Origin of the sequence: Micromonospora sp. NBC_01638 (genome assembly GCF_045209745.1) — a bacterium.
In the GTDB taxonomy this organism is placed as follows: domain Bacteria; phylum Actinomycetota; class Actinomycetes; order Mycobacteriales; family Micromonosporaceae; genus Micromonospora.
Window position 1 is genome coordinate 1,710,715 of the sequence record NZ_CP109273.1, and the last position, 18,171, is coordinate 1,728,885.

Annotated in this window: 22 protein-coding genes; 8 read left to right on the forward strand and 14 right to left on the reverse strand. The window is 71.8% G+C overall.

The genetic code is table 11. The annotated features are described in order from the left end of the window. Positions 1–53 precede the first annotated feature (53 nt). Complete coding sequence (locus OG811_RS08070) at positions 54–788, reverse strand: hypothetical protein (protein WP_406073032.1); 735 nt, start codon at positions 786–788, stop codon at positions 54–56. Then, positions 785–1,432, reverse strand: a complete 648-nt coding sequence (locus OG811_RS08075; RefSeq protein ID WP_406073033.1) for a helix-turn-helix domain-containing protein — start codon at positions 1,430–1,432, stop codon at positions 785–787. The genes OG811_RS08070 and OG811_RS08075 overlap by 4 nt, the downstream gene beginning before the upstream one ends. Before the next feature lie 112 nt (positions 1,433–1,544). Between OG811_RS08075 and OG811_RS08080 the strand changes: the two genes are divergently transcribed. Continuing rightward, positions 1,545–2,342, forward strand: a complete 798-nt coding sequence (locus OG811_RS08080; RefSeq protein WP_406073034.1) for an alpha/beta fold hydrolase — start codon at positions 1,545–1,547, stop codon at positions 2,340–2,342. Between the two features lie 40 nt (positions 2,343–2,382). Here the strand turns inward: OG811_RS08080 and OG811_RS08085 are convergent, their stop codons facing one another. From OG811_RS08085 to OG811_RS08100, 4 genes are all read right to left on the reverse strand, one after another. Next, positions 2,383–3,342, reverse strand: a complete 960-nt coding sequence (locus OG811_RS08085) for an asparaginase (RefSeq protein WP_406073035.1) — start codon at positions 3,340–3,342, stop codon at positions 2,383–2,385. Positions 3,343–3,436: 94 nt separating this feature from the next. Then, a complete protein-coding gene (locus OG811_RS08090) occupies positions 3,437–4,264 on the reverse strand; it encodes a 3-keto-5-aminohexanoate cleavage protein (RefSeq protein ID WP_406073036.1) in 828 nt (275 codons plus the stop codon). Between the two features lie 23 nt (positions 4,265–4,287). Further along, the gene (locus OG811_RS08095) at positions 4,288–5,400 is read right to left on the reverse strand and encodes a YgfZ/GcvT domain-containing protein (protein WP_406073037.1); all 1,113 of its coding nucleotides are present in this window, start codon (positions 5,398–5,400) and stop codon (positions 4,288–4,290) included. Next, complete coding sequence (locus OG811_RS08100) at positions 5,397–5,828, reverse strand: Fur family transcriptional regulator (protein ID WP_406073038.1); 432 nt, start codon at positions 5,826–5,828, stop codon at positions 5,397–5,399. Before OG811_RS08100 ends, OG811_RS08095 begins: the two co-directional genes overlap by 4 nt. Positions 5,829–5,893: 65 nt before the next feature. Here OG811_RS08100 and OG811_RS08105 point away from each other — a divergent pair, with 65 nt between their 5' ends. Further along, entirely contained in the window at positions 5,894–6,772 is an 879-nt protein-coding gene (locus OG811_RS08105; protein WP_406073039.1) for an aminotransferase class IV, read from the forward strand. Here OG811_RS08105 and OG811_RS08110 read toward each other — a convergent pair. Together OG811_RS08110 and mtfM are read right to left on the reverse strand one after the other, a co-directional pair. After that, positions 6,769–7,359 carry an FABP family protein gene (locus OG811_RS08110; protein ID WP_406075593.1) on the reverse strand — a complete coding sequence of 197 codons (591 nt, stop codon included), beginning with the start codon at positions 7,357–7,359 and terminating at the stop codon, positions 6,769–6,771. The two genes, OG811_RS08105 and OG811_RS08110, sit on opposite strands and share 4 nt — an antisense overlap. Further along, on the reverse strand, positions 7,353–7,457 hold the full coding sequence (gene mtfM / locus OG811_RS08115) for a small membrane protein MtfM (RefSeq protein WP_030327764.1): 105 nt from the start codon (positions 7,455–7,457) through the stop codon (positions 7,353–7,355). The genes OG811_RS08110 and mtfM overlap by 7 nt, the downstream gene beginning before the upstream one ends. 12 nt (positions 7,458–7,469) lie before the next feature. Here mtfM and OG811_RS08120 point away from each other — a divergent pair, with 12 nt between their 5' ends. The 3 genes from OG811_RS08120 (at position 7,470) to OG811_RS08130 (ending at position 10,352) form a co-directional block, all read left to right on the forward strand. Beyond that, on the forward strand, positions 7,470–7,844 hold the full coding sequence (locus tag OG811_RS08120) for a DsrE family protein (protein WP_406073040.1): 375 nt from the start codon (positions 7,470–7,472) through the stop codon (positions 7,842–7,844). A 76-nt stretch (positions 7,845–7,920) separates the two neighbouring features. Then, the gene (locus OG811_RS08125) at positions 7,921–8,301 is read left to right on the forward strand and encodes a hypothetical protein (protein WP_406073041.1); all 381 of its coding nucleotides are present in this window, start codon (positions 7,921–7,923) and stop codon (positions 8,299–8,301) included. Continuing rightward, positions 8,298–10,352, forward strand: coding sequence for a glycogen debranching N-terminal domain-containing protein (locus tag OG811_RS08130; protein WP_406073042.1), 2,055 nt, complete (start codon positions 8,298–8,300; stop codon positions 10,350–10,352). The genes OG811_RS08125 and OG811_RS08130 overlap by 4 nt, the downstream gene beginning before the upstream one ends. 19 nt (positions 10,353–10,371) lie before the next feature. Here OG811_RS08130 and OG811_RS08135 read toward each other — a convergent pair whose 3' ends face one another. The 6 genes from OG811_RS08135 to OG811_RS08160 all read right to left on the reverse strand — a co-directional run bounded on the left by OG811_RS08135 (position 10,372) and on the right by OG811_RS08160 (position 15,005). Then, positions 10,372–11,232, reverse strand: coding sequence for a hypothetical protein (locus tag OG811_RS08135; protein WP_406073044.1), 861 nt, complete (start codon positions 11,230–11,232; stop codon positions 10,372–10,374). A 265-nt stretch (positions 11,233–11,497) separates the two neighbouring features. Continuing rightward, a complete protein-coding gene (locus OG811_RS08140; RefSeq protein ID WP_406073046.1) occupies positions 11,498–11,818 on the reverse strand; it encodes a DUF1416 domain-containing protein in 321 nt (106 codons plus the stop codon). A gap of 2 nt (positions 11,819–11,820) precedes the next feature. Continuing rightward, a complete protein-coding gene (locus tag OG811_RS08145) occupies positions 11,821–12,669 on the reverse strand; it encodes a sulfurtransferase (RefSeq protein WP_406073048.1) in 849 nt (282 codons plus the stop codon). A gap of 204 nt (positions 12,670–12,873) precedes the next feature. Continuing rightward, the gene (locus tag OG811_RS08150; protein ID WP_406073050.1) at positions 12,874–13,002 is read right to left on the reverse strand and encodes an Ms5788A family Cys-rich leader peptide; all 129 of its coding nucleotides are present in this window, start codon (positions 13,000–13,002) and stop codon (positions 12,874–12,876) included. A 53-nt stretch (positions 13,003–13,055) separates the two neighbouring features. Continuing rightward, on the reverse strand, positions 13,056–13,844 hold the full coding sequence (locus OG811_RS08155; protein WP_406073052.1) for a DUF2993 domain-containing protein: 789 nt from the start codon (positions 13,842–13,844) through the stop codon (positions 13,056–13,058). Positions 13,845–13,949: 105 nt separating this feature from the next. Then, a complete protein-coding gene (locus OG811_RS08160; RefSeq protein ID WP_406073054.1) occupies positions 13,950–15,005 on the reverse strand; it encodes a hypothetical protein in 1,056 nt (351 codons plus the stop codon). Positions 15,006–15,247: 242 nt separating this feature from the next. Here OG811_RS08160 and OG811_RS08165 point away from each other — a divergent pair, with 242 nt between their 5' ends. The 3 genes from OG811_RS08165 (at position 15,248) to mshD (ending at position 17,976) form a co-directional block, all read left to right on the forward strand. Then, entirely contained in the window at positions 15,248–15,967 is a 720-nt protein-coding gene (locus OG811_RS08165; RefSeq protein ID WP_406075594.1) for a winged-helix domain-containing protein, read from the forward strand. Positions 15,968–16,151: 184 nt separating this feature from the next. Further along, a complete protein-coding gene (locus OG811_RS08170; protein WP_406073056.1) occupies positions 16,152–16,988 on the forward strand; it encodes a polysaccharide deacetylase family protein in 837 nt (278 codons plus the stop codon). 61 nt (positions 16,989–17,049) lie between these two features. Continuing rightward, complete coding sequence (mshD, locus tag OG811_RS08175) at positions 17,050–17,976, forward strand: mycothiol synthase (protein WP_406073058.1); 927 nt, start codon at positions 17,050–17,052, stop codon at positions 17,974–17,976. Positions 17,977–18,171 lie beyond the last annotated feature (195 nt).

The window sequence follows — 18,171 nt, forward strand, 5'->3', positions numbered from 1 at the left end:
AGGACCCCGACTACGTCCGACAAGGACGCCGCCGGGGTCGTCGACATGACGAACTACTCGGCCGCCGGGCTGGTCCGCTTGGTGGCCCGGGGGAGCTTCGCCGACGGGCTCGCGGCCGGCTTGGCAGCCTTCGGCGCACGGGCGGCCTTCTTGACGGCGGCCGGCTTGGCCTCGGCGATCTCGGCCACGTCGGCCGGGGTCGGGATGTCGGCCGGGGTCGGCACGTCGGCCACGGCCGGGGTGGTGGCGACGGCCGGAGCGGTGGCCGACGTCACAACCTGGGTCGCCTCGATGTCGGCGTTGACCGTCTCGGCGGCCTCCAGCACGCCGGTGCCGACGACCCGCTCACCGCGGGCGACCAGCGCGCCGTAGGCGGCGAACGCCCGCTCCTGGGCGGCCTGGGCACCCGCGACCACCAGGGCGGCGTTGCGGGTCGCGGCGGCGCGCAGCTTGTCGGGGTCGGCAACCTCGCGCAGCTTGTTCAGGTCGGCCGATTCGCGCAGCTTGTTCAGGTCGGCCGATTCGCGCAGCTTGTTCAGGTCCAGTTCGGCCTGGGCCCGGTCGCGCAGGGTGCCGGCGGTCTCATTCACGGTACGCAGCGTCTCGGTGGCCTTCTGGCGCAGCTCGAAGCCGGTCAGCACGGCCCGACCACCCAGGTCGGCGACGACCCGGGTGCCGAGGACGCCGACCACGGCCGGCAGCTTGCGCAACTGCTCGAGGGCCAACTCACCCGCGCCAGCGGCGGCGTAGATCGGGGCGGGGATGCGGTTGGTCTTCGGCTCGCTCATGACGTCTCCTCTTCGGCCGCCTCGGCGGCCTTCCGGACCGCCGGACCGGCGGCCTTCTTCTCAGGGGTGTTGGTGCTGTTCGGGGCGGGGGCGGTGCCCGCCTCGGTGACGGCGACCGACTCGAGCACGGCTTCGGTGGGGGTGCCGCCTGCGGTGGTGGGGCCGGTGGCGGCCAGGTTGGCCACGTCGGCGGGCTGGTCGGCGACGTCGGTCGGGGTGGTGACCCCGGCCGTGCCGCTGCCCTCGGCGGCCTGGGCCTCGGTCGCGCCGCTGTCGTCGGCAGCGGCCCGGGCCTCGGCGAGCCGGGTGTTCTCCCGGCGGAACGTCTCGTAGATCTGGCTGAGCGACTGCTTCTGGGCCATCGTCAGGTCGGCGTCCACGGCGATGGCGGCGAGCACACCGTGGCCTTCCTTGTCGTCGAGCAGCCCGGCGCGCAGGTACATCGCCGGAGTGGAGACCCGCAGCGCGCTCGCCAGTTGCTGGAGCACCTCGGCGCTGGGCTTGCGCAGGCCGCGCTCGATCTGACTGAGGTACGGGTTGCTGACCCCCGCCTGCTCGGCGAGCTGCCTCAGCGAGATCTTGGCGTTGCGCCGCAGATCGCGGATGAACCCGCCGACGTCGGGAAGGTCCTTGGGTGTGGCCATGACAGCGACGTTAATCCCCCGCGCTAGCTCCTGCAAGCAAAACGCTTGCCATAGTTAGCAAGGTCTCAGCATGCCGTTTGCGCACCGCTCATCCGATCCGTACGGTCCGTCCGTGCACAAGATCACAGTCAATGGAGCAAGCATCGCGTACGACGAGGCCGGCACCGGTTCGCCCGTCGTTCTTCTGCACGCCGGCATCGCCGACCGGCGGATGTGGCGGGGGCAGCTGTCCGCGCTCGCCGCCCGGCACCGGGTGATCGTTCCGGACCTGCGCGGCTACGGCGACTCGGAGCTGCCCCCGACCCCGTTCTCGCACCATGACGACGTGGCCGGACTGCTGGACGCGCTCGACCTGCCCCGGGCCGCCCTGGTCGGCTGCTCCTTCGGTGGGTCGGTCGCCATCGACACCGCGCTGGCCCACCCCGACCGGGTGAGCGCCCTCGCGCTGTTCGACACGGCGGTCTCCGGCAACGAGTGGTCCGACGAGGCGAACGACCTCTGGGACCAGCTGGTCGGAGAGGTCGACCCCGACGACTTCGTCGCCGGCGCAGCCGGCGAGGTGCGGTTCTGGGTGGTCGGCCCGGGGCGTCAACCGGAAGACGTCGACCCCGAGCTGCTCGCGTTCGCGCAGGAGATGGACCAGCGTGCGCTCGCCGCCGAACTGGCGCTCGGCGCGGTCGAGGTGGGAGAGCTGACGCCGCCGGCGATCGACCGTCTCGGCGAGCTGAAGGTGCCCGTCCTGGTCACCGCCGGGGCCGTGGACGTGCCGGACATCAGCCGGCTCGCCGACCGGATCGCCACCGAGGTCCCCGGCGCGGTACGACTGCCCGACGTGCCGAATGCCGCGCACCTGCTGCCACTGGAGCGCCCGGAGCCCGTCAATGCCGCCCTGCTCGACTTCCTGAGCTGAACGCGCGGCACCGGTTCCACGGCGCCCGGCGGCGCGGCGCTCACCAGAGCGGGCCGACCGCCCCGACGGGAACACCACCGCCGAAGAGCGGCACCTCGGCGTACTCGGTCAGCACCGGAGCGTCCACGCCGAGCCGGCGCAGCGCCGAGACGAGCACCGGCATCCGGGCGCGGTCGGCGCCGTCGTCGATCTTCAGAGCGACGGCGCCGACGCCCGGCAGCGCCACCGCGATCACGCCCTCGGCACCGACCTTGGCCAGCAGGCCCGGGACACCACGCATCAGCCGGGTGTCGTCGGCCTGGGTGCCACCGACGATCTCCGGGTGGGCGCGCATGGCGTCGGCCACCGTACGCGGCACCGAACCGGGTTCGGCGTCAACCAGCCGGAGGTACGCCCCGGCCAGACCGGTCAGCGACACCGCGAGCACCGGGGCACCGCAGCCGTCCACGCCCACCGCCGCCGCCTGCTCGCCGGTGAACTCCTCGATGGCCGCCCGTAACCGCTGCTGCAGCGGGTGCTCCGGCCGCCAGTAGCCGTCCAACGGCCAGCCAGCGGCCTCGCAGGTCAGCAGCATCCCGCTGTGCTTGCCAGAGCAGTTCATCTGCACTCTGGTGGGGCCGCCACCGGCGCGCAGCACCGCCTCCCGGGCCGCAGCGCCCACCGGCAGGTCGGGCGGGCAGTGCAGCGCCGATGCGTCCAGCCCGGCGCGCTCCAGCAGCGCACCGACCCGGGCCAGGTGGAAGTTCTCACCCGCGTGACTCGCCGCCACCAGCGCCACGTCGGCCGGGTCGGTCAACGTCAGGCCGGCGCGGAGCATCCCGATCGCCTGCATCGGCTTGCTGGCCGAACGGGGGAAGACCGGCGACGTCACGTCCCCGGCGGACGCCACCGGCAGACCGGCGGCGTCCAGCACCACCACCGAGCCGCGGTGCGCACCCTCCACGAACCCGGACCGGACCACCTCGGCAAGCGGCGCGCCGCCCTCGTACGTCTTCGTCACGCGCTGGACGGTACCGACGGTCCAGGGGTGCCCGGCGGCGGGGTGACCAGGTGGTCCACCGCTCGGGTGACAGGGGCGCCGGACAGGCCCGGCCTTACAACCCGAGTAGCTCGCGGGCCTCGGCGGTGGTGAGCGGCGGGCGCTGAGCGAGCTGCGCGAAGCCGACCGCGCGGGCGACCAGCTGCATGTTGGACTCCACCGGGCGGCCCTTCGCATACGTCACGGTGTCTTCCATGCCGACCCGCAGGTGGCCGCCCGTCGACAGCGAGGCCAGCAGCACCGGGATCGTGCTGCGGCCGACGCCGGTGGCCGAGAAGGTGGTGCCCTCGGGGAGGTCCCGCAGCATCCGGTGGGCCGCGACAAGCGTCTCGGTGGTGCCCGGCATCCCGCCCGGCACACCCATCACGAAGTCGACATGCACGTGCCCGCCGGCCGGCAGCCCGTACTTGCCGAGCAACCGCTGCAACGCGGACAGGTGGCCGAGGTCGAAGATCTCGTACTCCGGCACGATCCCACGCTCCTGCATCCGGGTGTGCAGGTCGACGATGAACTCCCAGCGGTTGAGGAAGACATCGTCGCCGAAGTTGACCGTGCCCATGGTGCAGGAGGCCATGTCCGGCCGGGCGTCGAGCACGGCGAGTCGGGCGGCCTCCGGGTCGGTCACCGCTCCGCCGGAGGAGAGCTGCACGATCAGGTCGGTGCTCGCCCGCAGCGCGGCCACCGTGTCGGCCAGGCGCACCGGGTCGAGGGTCGGCCGCGCCGCATCGTCGCGGATGTGGACGTGGATCACGGCAGCGCCGAGTGCCTCGCACTCCTTGGCGGTGAGCAGCAGCTCGTCGAGGGTCACCGGCAACGCCGGCACCTCCGCCTTGGCCGACTCCGCGCCGGTCGGGGCCACCGTGATCAACGTTCCTGTCATCATGCCGGCGATCCTAGACGGCCCGCTCAGGACGGGTCGATCGCCGCCGCGGTCTCGCCGATCATCAGCGCGGCATCGTCCGCGACGTTCCGCTTCAGCACCGCGAGGGCGACCTGGCCCAGCTCGTGGTGCAGCACGGCGGTGCCGACGAAGCCAACCGCCCGGCCGTCGAGGGTCACCGGCGTACCGGCGGTCGGCGGCTGGTCGGTGGTCACCCCGTCCAGGTGCAGCAGGACGAGGCGACGCGGCGGCCGGCCCATGTTGTGCACCCGGGCCACCGTCTCCTGGCCCCGGTAGCAACCCTTGTCCAGATGCACCGCCGGGGCGATCAGGTCGACCTCGGCCGGAATGGTCCGGTGGTCGGTGTCCACCCCGACCCGGGGCTGCCGGGCGGCCACCCGGATCGCCTCGTACGCCCAGAGCCCCGCGAGCGGCACGCCGGCGCCACGCAGCTCCGCCACCACCTGGTCCATCGCTGACCGGGGCACCAGCAGGTCCACCCCGAGCGGGCCGCGTCGGGCCCAGCCGCCGATCGGCAGCGGCCGGACGTCGTACCGAACGCTCGCCCGGGGTGGCACGGCGCCGTGGGCGAACTTCGGACCCGGCACCGGGATCAGGTCCGGCGCGGCCAGCCCGGTCACGCCGAGCGTGCCCAGCGCCTCCGTCGCCGCCGGCCCGACCAGCGACAGCAGCGCCCGCTCGGCGGTAGCGTCACGCGGGTCGACCTTGCTGAAGAACCGCATCTTCTCCAGGTAGGCCAGTAGACCTTCGGTGGCCCCCGGCTCGGTGTCCAACCAGGTGGTCTCGCCGTCCTCCGCGACCAGAGCGTGCTGCTCGACGTGGCCGTGGGGGGACAGCACCAGCAGTTCGGTGCCCTCACCGGCGGCCAGCGTGGTCAGGTGCTGCGAGGTGACCGTGTGCAGCCAACCGGCCCGCTCTTCCCCGGGCACCGCGATGACCCCTCGGTGCGACCGGTCGACCAGGCCGACCTCGGTGTCGAGGGTGCGCTGCTCGCGCAGCGGGTCGCCGTAGTGCGCGGCCACCCCTCGTACCCCGGCCGCGACGTGCGCCGGATCCGGCTGGTCGCGGCTGGCCTCGTCGATGCTCTCGACGGCCACCGCGCCCGCGATGTCGATCATTTGTCGTCCCCGTTCTCGCAGCGTACGCAGACGCCGAAGAGTGACACGTGCCCGATATCCACCAGGAACCCCCGCTGCGCGGCCAACTGGTCGGCGAGCGGACGGAGCAGCTCGGGATCGATCTCATCGATCGCGCCGCACTCCCGGCAGACCAGGTGGACGTGTTGGTGCTCACCGGCCGCGTGATAGGTCGGCGAGCCGTGCGACAGGTGTGTGTGGGTGACCAGGCCGAGCCGTTCCAGCAGCTCAAGCGTGCGATAGATGGTGGTGATGTTGACGCCGGCGGCGACCTCCCGGACGGCGGTGTGCACCTGCTCCGGGCTGGCGTGGCCCAGATTGAGCACCGCCTGGAGGACGAGCTGCCGCTGGGCCGTCAGCCGCAGCCCACGGGCCCGCAGCATTTCCGCGAGGGAGGATTCGGACACCATCCGATCATAGTTCGGCCACCAGGCCAGTCCCCGCACTGCGACGACCAACGCTAGGCTCGACGGTCATGGTGATGTCGTCCGTCGGGAAGGTCGCGGCCGACCCGACCGCGCGGATCGTCGTTCTCGGGCGCGGCCCGGTGGCGGTCGGCGACCCCGTGCTCCGCGGCGACGACCTCGGCGTACTCCGCGGCGACGGCCTCTTCGAGACCATGCACCTGCGGCAGGGCCGACCGTGGCTGCGCGACGAACACCTGGCCCGCCTGGTCGTGGCGGCCTCCGCCGTCGACCTGGCCCTGCCTCCCACCGCCGCGCTGATCGATCTGCTCGACGACGTGCGCGCAGGCTGGCCAGCGCAGGTGGAAGGGGCACTTCGACTGGTCTGCACGCGGGGCCCGGAGATCGGCGGCCCCCCGACGGTCTACGCCACGCTGACCGAGGTGCCGGCGTCGTCCCGGGTCGCCCGGCGGAACGGGATCAGTGTGGCCACCCTGCCGCTGGGGGTGCCCGCCGACGCTCGCAACGGGCTGAGCTGGCTGCCGGCCGGGATCAAATCCACGTCATACGCGGTCAACAGCGCCGCCCGCCGCTGGGCCGGCCGGGCCGGGGTGGACGACGTGCTCTGGATCTCCTCCGACGGATACGCGCTGGAGGGCCCCACGGCCAACGTGGTGTGGCTCACCGACGACACGCTCTGCACCGTGCCGGCCGCCACCACCGGCATCCTTGCCGGCACGACCGTGGCCTGGCTGCTCGCCCAGGCGGCCGCGCTGGGCCTGAGCGCCGCCGAGCGGATGGTCACCACGGCCGAACTGCACGCCGCGGACGGCGTGTGGTTCACCTCATCGGTACGCGGAGCCGTCGAGGTCCACACGCTGGACGGGGTGCGTCGGGCCGACTGCCCGCGCACCCCCGCCCTGCAGGCCCTGCTGGGTTTCCCCGCCTAGCCGCCGACCCGGATGAGCCGGGCGGAGAGGTGCGGGCTGAGCCCGTGCCCCATGGCGGCCATCTCCTGCGCATACAGCAGCGCGCCGTCGACGATGCCGAAGAGCCGGTGCCCGCCGGTGACCTCCTTGGCGGTCGGAGTCCGGATCACCGCGTCGGTGGCGAACTCGACCTGGGTGCCGGTGCGCTTGCCCAGGTGCAGCTCCGTCACCCCCGTCGGGGTGGTCAGCAGCGCCTCCAACTCGTCGGTTGCCCGACCATCCACCAGCACCGGCCGCCACCAGCCGACCTCACGACCGGCCGGACGGACCGGCTTGCTCTGCTCGTCCAGGATCCAGGCACGGGACTCGTAGTGCAGGAACGGCCGGCCGTCGTGGCTGATCCGGATCTCCTGCGCGTAGTCGAAGTCCTCGATGGTGGGGAAGCCGCCCTTGCCCCGGCCGCGCCACAAGCCGATGTAGGGCAGCAGGCCATCCAGCGCGGGGTGCAGCTTCGGCCCGACCCGCAGGTCGTGACTCTCCTCGAACGGGTACTCCTCGACCGGCGGCGCGTTCAGCCACGGCGGCTGCAGCGGGTTCTCGCTCACCAGCGTCCTCTCGAAATGCGTACGGCCAGGTAGACGAGGCCACCGGCGAGCCCGCCCAAACCGGCGACCAGCAGGCTGACAAACCCGATCTCGGTAACCATCCGGAACATCCTATGCTGGGCCTCATGGCCCGCAATCTCGTCGTCAAGGCCACCGCGGGGGCGGACGCCCCGGAGCGGTGCGCGCAGGCATTCACGGTCGCCGCGACGGCGGTCGCGGCCGGGGTGGACGTGTCGCTCTGGCTGACCGGTGAGTCGACCTGGTTCGCCCTGCCCGGTCGTGCCCAGCAGTTCGAGCTGCCACACTCCGCACCGCTGGCCGAGTTGCTGCACGTCATCCTCACCAGTGGCCGGGTGACCGCCTGCACCCAGTGCGCGGCCCGACGGGAGATCGGCCCGGACGACGTACTGCCCGGGGTCCGGATCGCGGGTGCTGCGGCTTTCGTCGAGGAGGCGTTGGCCGAGGGCGCGCAGGCACTGGTCTACTGACCACCGGCGCGGCGGATCGATCGAGTGGAGTGCCGATACCAGCCCGACATCTCGGACGGTTGCCTACGATCTGGATGTGACCGAGGCGACGGAGAGGTTCTTTGAATCACTGCCGTCGCGCGCCCCGGACGTCCTGGGCGGCCTGATCGACGGGACCCTCCAGATCGACCTCGGCAGCGACCACCGGACCGAGCACTGGCTGGTCCGGACGCGGCCCGGGTCGGTGCAGGTCAGCCGCGCGCGCGGGCCGGCCGACGCCCTCTGGTACAGCAGTGCGGCACTCTTCGACCGGCTGATCAGCGGCGAGGCCCAGGGCCTCGCCGCGGTGCTGCGCAACGAGAGCACGTTCAGCGGGAACGTGGTGCTCTTCCTCGCCTTCCGCCGGTTCTTTCCGAACCCGCCCGGCACCCGCGACCCCCGCGAGGTGGCCCGCAGAGCAGCCGGGCGGCCGGCGTGAAGGAACTCGTCAGCATTCTGGACGGCAACACCTTCCTGGTCAGCGACCGGCGGGGGGACATCGAACCGTCCTACGACTTCCCCACCGGCTTGTTCTCCTTCGACACCCGATTCCTGTCCAACTGGGTGCTCACCCTGAACGGCGAGCGGCTGCACGCCCTCTCCGTCGACGACAACGAGTCGTACGGCAACAAGTTCTTCCTTGCCCCCGGTGAACCCACGCACTATCTGGACGCGAAGGCATCGGTGATCCGCAGCCGGGCGATCGTGGGCAGCTTCGAGGAGGAGCTGACCGTGCTGAATCACACTGGTACGGAGGCCGAATTCACCGTCCGAATCGACATCGGAGCTGACTTCGCCGACCTGTTCGAGATCAAACACTCCCGGCAGAAGCAGGGCCGGACCACGACCTCGGTCGCGGAGAACGAGCTGCGGCTGACCTACCGACGGGAAGCATTCCACCGGGAGACGCTGGTCAAGTCCACCGCGCCGGCGCAGGTCGACGCCGACGGGATGACCTTCCGGATCCGGATAGCCCGCAACAGCAGGTGGACCACCCGGCTGCACGTGTCCAGCGTCATCTACGGGGCGCGTGGCGAGGACATCCGGACCACCCTGCCGTACGGCGGCAGCCGCAGCGCGGCCGCCATCCGCGCCGAGCAGCAGGAACTGATCGACCGGGCGCCGAAGCTCGGCTGCGACTGCGCGCCACTGGCCGGGGCGTACCGGCGCAGCCTCAACGACCTGGCCGCACTGCGCTACGAGTCGATCGCCCTGGGGGTGCGGCTGATCGCGGCAGGACTGCCCTGGTTCATGACTCTCTTTGGCCGGGACAGCATCATCACCTCATTGCAGGTGCTGCCGTTCCTGCCGGAGCTGGTTCCGCCGACCATCCTGATGCTGGCCGGACTCCAGGGGCAGCGGGTGGACGACTTCCGGGACGAGGAGCCCGGCAAGATCCTGCACGAGCTGCGGTACGGGGAGACCGCCGGCTTCGAGGAGCAGCCGCACTCGCCGTACTACGGATCGGCCGACTCGACGCCACTGTTCATCATCCTGATCGACGAGTACGAGCGCTGGACCGGCGACGCCGCGTTGGTCCAGCGACTGGAGCCGCAGGTCCGCGCGGCGCTGGAGTGGATCGACACCTACGGTGACCTGCTCGGCACCGGCTACCTCTGGTACCAGACCCGCAACCCGGACAGCGGACTGCAGAACCAGTGCTGGAAGGACTCCTGGGACGCCATCTCCTACGCCGACGGCCAGCTGCCCAGCTTCCCCCGGGCGACCTGCGAGCTGCAGGGCTACGCGTACGACGCGAAGATCCGGGCTGCCCGGCTGGCCCGGACCTTCTGGAACGACCCGGAGTACGCCGACAGGTTGGAGCGGGAGGCCGCCGATCTCAAGCGGCGGTTCGACCGTGACTTCTGGATCGCCGACCGCGGGTACTACGCACTCGCATTGGACGTCGACGGCCGGCAGGTGGACGCCCTGACCTCGAACATCGGGCACCTGCTGTGGAGCGGCATCGTGGACGAGTCCCGCGCCGGCAAGGTGGTCGAGCACCTGCTCGGGCCACGCCTGTTCTCCGGTTGGGGAGTGCGTACGCTCGCCGAGAACGAGGGACGGTACAACCCGATCGGGTACCACGTGGGCACCGTCTGGCCGTTCGACAACTCGATCATCGCCTGGGGGTTGTGGCGGTACGGCTTCCGGGACGAGGCCGGGCTCATCTGCGACTCGATGCTGGCGGCGTCCCAGTATTTCGAGGGGCAGTTGCCGGAGGCCTTCGCCGGCTACGCCCGTGACCTCACCGGCTACCCCGTGGAGTACCCGACCGCGTGCAGCCCGCAGGCCTGGTCGACGGGCACCCCGCTTCTGCTGCTGCGGGTGATGCTGGGGTTGGAGCCGCACAACGAGCACCTGATCATCGACCCGGCGGTGCCACCGGGCATGGGCCGGATCGAGCTGCTGGACATCCCCGGCCGGTGGGGCACGGTCGACGCGTTGGGCCGCAGCCGTGGCCCGGAGGATCAGCCGAGCGGCGGCTGACCCGCGAGGACTGCTCGACTCAACCCGGGCAGCCGACGGTGGCGGCCAGTCGGGTGGCGTCCGGGCCGAGCTCGGCCAGCACCGTGACCGGACCGGTGCGGTACGCGTACACCGGAGGTTTGTCCAGCAGTGGGGCGTCGCCAGCCAGCGGGGCGAGCGCGGCCACCGAGGCCGCCGGGCCGGGATTTCCCGACGACCGCGCGGTACGGGCCAGCCCGCCGCCCGGGCAGGGCGCGGTGATCAGCTCCGACGCGGCGTCGCTCGGCCGGTCGAGCGCCCGCAGCGCGGCGGTCAGGGCGACGGCCTCCGGGCCGACAGCGGTGGCCGGGGCTGGCGTGTAGCCGGAGCCGACCGGCCGGCAACCGGTGTCGACGATCAGTCGGACCCGCCCGTCCACGGTCGGCCGCCCCGAGACGGCCACGAACTCTCCGGCGTCGGCGTGCAGCTCGGAGCCGTCCAGCCCGGGCCCGACCCCGGCCCGCCAGTTGGCCGGCAACCGCTCGGCGATGCCGGCCAGCACAGCCTGCTCAGTGCCGGTGGGCGCGAGCACGACGACCTCGCGCCGCAGCCTCGCCCCGTCGGCCAGCGGGGTGACTCGGCAGCCTGACGCGATCCGCGGCGGACCCAACTCCAGCATGGCCGCACCAGCCGCCCGGGTCAGCTCGCCGACCGCCCGGTCGACCACCGGGCCGGCCTGGTCGAGGGAACGCTGTTCGCGCACGGTCGGCGGATCGTCACGCACCGACGTCCAGGTGAGCAGGGCCAGCACCACGGCCCAGGCCGCGGTCGCGGCCAGCAACCAACGCCGCCACGACCGGGCGGGTGCCGGCGCGGCGGGACCGGTCGAAGAGGCCAAACCCGTTTGGACAGCACCGCTCACCCGACCATGGTGTCACGGGTGGTCCGCCGGCCCGGCGGCGGAGGCGGCGGCGGTCCAGGAACTGGCGACGGCCTGCGATCAGGCAGGCCGGGGCGGAGGGCCGAGCCGATAGCCGACCCCGCGCACGCCTGCCCTCGATCAGAGTGACACGACATCACCAGCTAGCTACGCACTGGGCACACCCCGCCGACGGAGCGCGTCCTGAACACGACCGGGGTCGGCCACCCCGTGTGGGTGACCGACCCCGGTCGATCAGAGCAGTGGGTCAGGCGACGGTGACGGCAACCTCGTTGATGCCCCGGCCGGCCGTGACGGCGGTGTCGCCGTTGCCATGCCGGGACAGCGCCCGCAGCGTCCAGGAACCCGGCGCGGCGAAGAACCGGAACTGGCCGGCCGCCGAGGTCACCACCTCGGCGGTGAACTCACCGGTCGAGTCGAGCAGCCGGACGTACGCGCCCGGCACCGGCTCGTCCTCAGCGGAGCTGACGATGCCGGTGATCACGGTTTCCTTCTCCAGGTCCAGCCCGGCCGGCAGCGGCGCGGCCTGGTCCGGCGCGGCGCAACCTGTGGCGGTGGGAGTGGTCATGATCAGGCCTCTCCGGGTTCGTCACCGAGCGCGACCGGCACGCCGACCAGCGAACCGTACTCGGTCCAGGAACCGTCGTAGTTCTTGACGTTGGGGTGGCCCAGCAGCTCCTGGAGCACGAACCAGCTGTGCGAGGAGCGCTCACCGATCCGGCAGTAGGCGATGGTCTCCTTGCCGTCGTCGAGCCCCGCGTCGCCGTAGATCCGGCGCAGCTCGTCGTCGGACCGGAAGGTGCCGTCCTCGTTGGCAGCCTTGGACCACGGCACGCTGATCGCGGTCGGGATGTGCCCGCCCCGCTGCGCCTGCTCCTGCAGCAGGTGGGCGGGGGCGAGCAACCGGCCGGAGAATTCGTCGGGGCTGCGCACGTCGACCAGGTTCTTGGTGCCGATCGCGGCGATGACCTCGTCGCGGAAGGCCCGGATGGAGGTGTCCGGTTCCTGCGCGACGTACTGCGTCGTCGGGCGGGACACCGCGTCGGTGACCAGCGGTCGGGCATCCAGCTCCCACTTCTTGCGACCACCGTCGAGCAGCTTCACGTCGCCGTGGCCATAGAGCTTGAAGTACCAGTAGGCGTAGGCGGCGAACCAGTTGTTGTTGCCGCCGTAGAGGATGACGGTGTCGTCGTTGCTGATGCCCCGCTCGGAGAGCAGCGCCTCGAACTGGGTCTTGTTGACGAAGTCCCGGCGGACCTGGTCCTGCAGGTCGGTCTTCCAGTCAATCTTGATGGCGCCGGCGATGTGGCCGGTGTCGTAGGCCGAGGTGTCCTCGTCGACCTCGACGAAGACGACGCCCGGGGCGTCGAGGTTCTTCTCGGCCCACTCGGCCGAAACGAGTGCGGTGTCGCGACTCATCGATTCACTCCCTGGTGAGGATGGATGGTGAGCCAACGCGCGAGTATCGATGGGTGTGGCTGTCGCACCACGCGCGGGACCCAGCGGAAGGACGGGATCACGGGTTCGTGCGACGGCGCCGCTGCCGGGCGTTCGGTGGGATCCGGAGGGTGTGAGAACCCTGTGCCGGTGGCCGCCGTCAGGCGGCCGGAGACAGCCCCGCCGTCAGATGACGGGGCGACACAGGCAGGTGGTCACGCGACACAGGTCGACCGCGCGCCGTTTGGTGAGGTGGGTCCCCATGGCCAGGAGCTTACCAGCCAGTGACCGTGCTGCCACTGAGCCGACCACCATCCGGGAATCGCCAACGCCACCGGCGGGTTCGGCATCCCACCGCCGGCCCCGGGTCAGCCGGCGGAGTTGATCGGCACGTTCTTCGCGTCGGCGGTGACCGCCAGCCCCTCCGGTAGCGGTCGGACCTCCCGGACGGCGAGCTGAAACGGCAGGTCAGGCAGAGGCACATCGACGGAGATGCTCTTGGCGTAGTTGTTCAGCAAGGCGCGCGCCAACGGCAGGTTGGGCAGGCCAGCCGCGTCCAGATCGTTGAAACGGAGGGCGACCGCACCGTTGTCGGCGACGGTGACGTCGGCGGTGCCGCTGACGGTGAGCTTCTGACCGAGGATGTCGACGGGGGCGGTGACGGCGAGCTTGCCGTTCTGCTCGCCGAGGGTGAGCCCCGGCCGCTTCAGCAGCGCGGCCAGACTGTCGTAGCTGATCGTGCCCGTGCCGTTGACCGTGTCCGCGACGACGTCACCCTGCCCGGTGCGCAGGGTGTCCAGCGAGGCCCGCACGTTCCGGGCGTCCACGTCGAGCACCGGCAGCCGTACGGCGTCGCCCTCGACCGAGGCCTGCACGTCCCGCAGCTTGATGGAGATCCGCTGGTAACGGCCATCCAGCACCTGGGTGAGGAACGGGGTGCCGGCAACTTTCACCACGGGCTTGGCGGACTGCGCACCCTGCTTGGCGACCTCCTGACGGACCCGGTCGGCGATGGCCCGCTCGGCCACCCCGACCGCCACCCGGTCGGCGACCACCAGCAACCCGGCCACCAGTAGAAGCAGGACGAACAGGCCGATGAGCAGCTTGCGGCCGCGCCGTCGGGGCCGCGTCCCCTCCGCCGGATAGTCCTGCGCCACGCCGCCTCCTGTCTTTGCCCGCCGCACCGCAGCGGGCCGTCGATACCGGTTGCCGCAGGGCGGCGCACCCATAGGTACCCGACCGGCTCCGGGCTCAACCGTGACTCAGAGGAAGAGCATGCACATGGCGTACGCGGCTGGCGCCGCCAGGGCGAAGCCTCCGAGGGGGCCCTGCATGTGCCGGGCCACCCACATCGTGGGCGGTTCGCCGGCCATCAGCCGGCCCGCCTCCGCATACCCCACGGCGAGGTCGGAGAGGACGGCGGTGACCGCCGCGACCAGACCGATCACGGCGGCCCGGGTCGGCGTGAAGGGAGCCACCAGGTAGCTGCCGAGGAGCGCGCTGGTCAGCGTGCCGACCATCGCACCGGCGACCACGCCAGCGGCACCTCGGGGCACCTGCGGGGCCAGCCGCGGCCAGGGCAACACGGCGTCGGTGAGCCGGGCGACTGTCAGCGCGACGCCGCTCGCGGTCAGGCAGACGGTGATCGCCTGGGTGCCGGCCGGGATTCGACTGAGCACGATCAGGGTGCCGAAGGCCACCACCCCGACCACGATGAGCAGCGTGGCGCCGAGTGAGTCGGTGACCCGGACCCGGTCGACCCGGCGGACCAACTGGCCGAGCACCGCAGCGAGGAACCCGCCGGCGGCAAGGTAACCCAGCGGCGCCAGGCCAGCGATGTCGCTCTGCACCGCGGCGATGTCGACGAGCGCCGCGACCGCGGCGCTGATCCCGGCGACCACCAGGAGCGCGGGCGGGCGCATGGCCATCGTCCAGGCGAGCACGAACAGCAACTGGACGCCGAAGATGATGAACGCGAACGGCAGCCGGTGACCGGGGCCTGACGTCTGGGCGCCGAGCACCAGGCCGACACCGAGCAGAGCGGCGAAGCCGGCGATGGTCAGCGCCAGCTGACGGCGCACCTCGACCGGGGGCATGACCTCCTCTTCCGGCTCGTCGATCTCGTCTTCGGATCGACGGGCCGGCTCGCCAGCGGGCCGGGCACGACGCGGCCCACCCCGTTCGCGGCGATCGCCGTCGGTGGTGGCCGGGCCGGTACGCGGCGCGGGCGGCTGGCCGCGGGCCGGTCCGGCCGGGCCCGGGTGGGGCCCGGCGGGCCACGATTCGCGGCCGGCCTCGGGCGAGGTGGAGGGAAACACGACCTGATCGTGCCAGACCGACCGCCCGACGCGGTGGTCACGGGTTTCAGCAACGTTAAAACCTGCGCCACGATCAGGGGCAAGGTGGACAAACGGGAAATGGCCTGACGGTACGGCCGAGGCGATCGGTTACGCTCAACCCGTTTACCCGCCCGTCAGCGACGCCGGGACCACGCAGTTTCTCAGCACACTCCATCGTGAGTGTGACTGGTCGCGTGCGGCCGTGCGCCGCCGGGACGGAGGTGATCGTGGAGATCTTGCTGCTGGTGACCGCGCGCGCAGGGGAACCGTCGGCTGTGCTGCCGGCACTTGACCTGCTGCCGCACTCGGTTCGCACCGCGCCACGCGACGTCCGCACCCTTGTCGCAGGGCCCAGCCCGGACGCGGTGCTGGTGGACGCCCGGTCGGAGTTGAGCGAGGCCCGAGCGACCTGCCGAATGTTGCACGCCACCGGGCTCGGCGTGCCGCTGGTCGCGGTGGTGACCGAGGCCGGTCTGATCGCACTGAACGCCGACTGGGGCATCGACGACGTCATCCTCGCCTCGGCCGGTCCCGCCGAGGTGGAGGCACGACTGCGGCTGGCAGTGGGCCGGCTGAGCAACGCGACCGCCGGTGCGGGCGGCTCGATCCGGGCCGGCGAGCTGACCATCGACCCGGACACGTACGCGGCCAAGCTCAAGGGACGCCCGCTCGACCTCACCTACAAGGAGTTCGAGCTGCTGAAGTTCCTGGCCCAGCACCCGGGTCGGGTGTTCACCCGGGACCAGCTCCTGCGTGAGGTCTGGGGCTACGACTATTTCGGCGGCACCCGCACGGTGGACGTCCACGTCCGGCGACTACGCGCCAAGCTCGGTTCGGAGTACGAGTCGATGATCGGCACCGTTCGCCAGGTCGGCTACAAGTTCGTCGTTCCGCCGTCGCGGTCGCTGCCCGAGGCGGAGCACGCGCCCCTGCCGGTCTGAATCTCCGAGCCCGCCTGAACTATTTCCATATGCCCTTTTTGCGCAGCTTGGCAGCTCTATTCTGACTGTCGGGTTTGTCGGAGAAAGGGGCGACGGTGCGCGCAGCAACCACGGGGGCGACGGACCGGCCAGCCGGGCGGAAGCCGTGACACGGGGCAACTCGCCCGCGAGGGCGACGGGAATCGTGACGCTGGTGGTGGCGGCGCTGCTGGGCTCGGCGTACATGCTGGGCCGCAGCCTCATCCCCGACCAGAGCCAACGGCACTCCAGCAGTGTCACCACGAACGCCGACGGGCCGCACTACGCCGACCAACCCAGCGGCGGCGAGCCGACCGGCGTCCCGAGTGCCAGTGCCAGTGCCAGCGCCGGCCCCGCCGAGGCCGGTCAGAACGGGTCGGAACGAGCCGCCGGAGACGACAAGCTGTTCGGCGCGCACACCACCACCGGCTCTCCACGGCTCGCGCTGACCTTCGACGACGGGCCGGACCCGCGGTACACCCCGCAGGTGCTCGCCACACTGCGCGAATACGACGTCAAAGCCACGTTCTGCGTGGTGGGCGAGAATGCCCAGGACCACCCGGACCTGATCCAGGCGATCGTGGCCGACGGGCACACCCTCTGCAACCACTCCTGGCAGCACGACGTCTCGCTGGGCAACCGGCCGCCGGACCAGATCCGTGCCGACCTGAGACGCACCAACGCGGCGATCCAGGCGGCGGTGCCGGACGCGCCGATCGTCTGGTACCGGCAGCCGGGCGGCGCCTGGACGAACCCGGTGGCGTCGGTGGCGCGGCAACTCGGCATGACCCCGCTGCACTGGTCGGTGGACCCGTCGGACTGGGAACTGCCCGGCGCCGGCAAGATCACCGCGACGGTGCTGACCCAGGCCGAACCGGGCTCGGTGGTGCTGCTGCACGACGCCGGCGGGAACCGGCAGGGCACGGTGGACGCACTACGCCGGATCTTGCCCGACCTGATCGCGCGGTTCCAGTTGGAGGCACTGCCCACCGACCCGATATGAGCCGCGGCTTTACTCGGCCGACGGTCCGGGCGTTACGACACGCAGCGGATACGGTGACGGAATGAGCAGCGCGGAGGCGACCAGCGACCAGGTGACCCGGACTGACCGACTGGCACCGGCGGACATCGCCGACGTGCTGGCCCTAGCCAGCTCCGCCGGCGACACGGACGGCGCGGACCCGCTCGACGAGCACGTCCTGCTCCGGCTGCGTGACCCGGACGCCCCGGCCCTGCACCTGACCGCCCGGGCCGACGACGGCACCCTCACCGGCTACGCGCACCTGGACACCACCGACCCGGTCGGCGGGATCGGGGTCGAGCTGGTGGTGCACCCCGCGTACCGACGGCGGGGCACCGGTCGTGCGCTGGCCCGGGGCGTGCTCGCCTCGGCCACCGGGCCGCTGCGGGCGTGGGCGCACGGCGACCACCCCTCGGCGGCGGCGCTCGGCGTCGACCTCGGGTTCACCCGGGCGCGGGTGCTCTGGCAGCTGCGTCGGCCACTGGCTGCCCCGCTGGGCGAGCCGCGCCTGCCCGACGGGGTGACGCTGCGGGCGTACCGACCCGGGGCGGACGACTCGGCCTGGCTGACCCTCAACTCGCGCGCCTTCGCCGAACATCCCGAGCAGGGGCGCTGGACCTCGGACGACCTACGGGCCCGTCTCGCCGAGCCGTGGTTCGACCCGGCCGGCTTCCTGCTCGCCGAGGAGACCGCGACCGGTCGACTGCTCGGCTTCCACTGGACCAAGGTGCACGAGCGGCCGGGGTCGGCCCGGATCGGCGAGGTGTACGTGCTGGGCGTGGAGCCGACCGCGCACGGCGGCGGACTCGGCCGGGCGCTGACCACCGCTGGGCTGGCGTACCTGCGGGACCGGCGCGGCCTGGACCGGGTGATGCTCTACGTCGACGAGTCGAACACCGGGGCGGTCGCGCTCTACGAGCGACTTGGCTTCGCCCGCTGGTCCGCGCACATCAGTTACCACCTCGGCTGATCATCGGGCGTCGCCGTGACCGGGTCACCGGTGGGTAACGGCCGGGCTTCGGCGGGATAACGGGCAACCGGAAATATCCCCATACTTCCGACAGGTGCACCCAAGTTCATTTGACGGACAACTCATCCTCAGCGAGCGGTCATCTCGGTGGCCGTACGTGTTCACCTTGCGTTCACTTGCGACCGGCGAACCGGC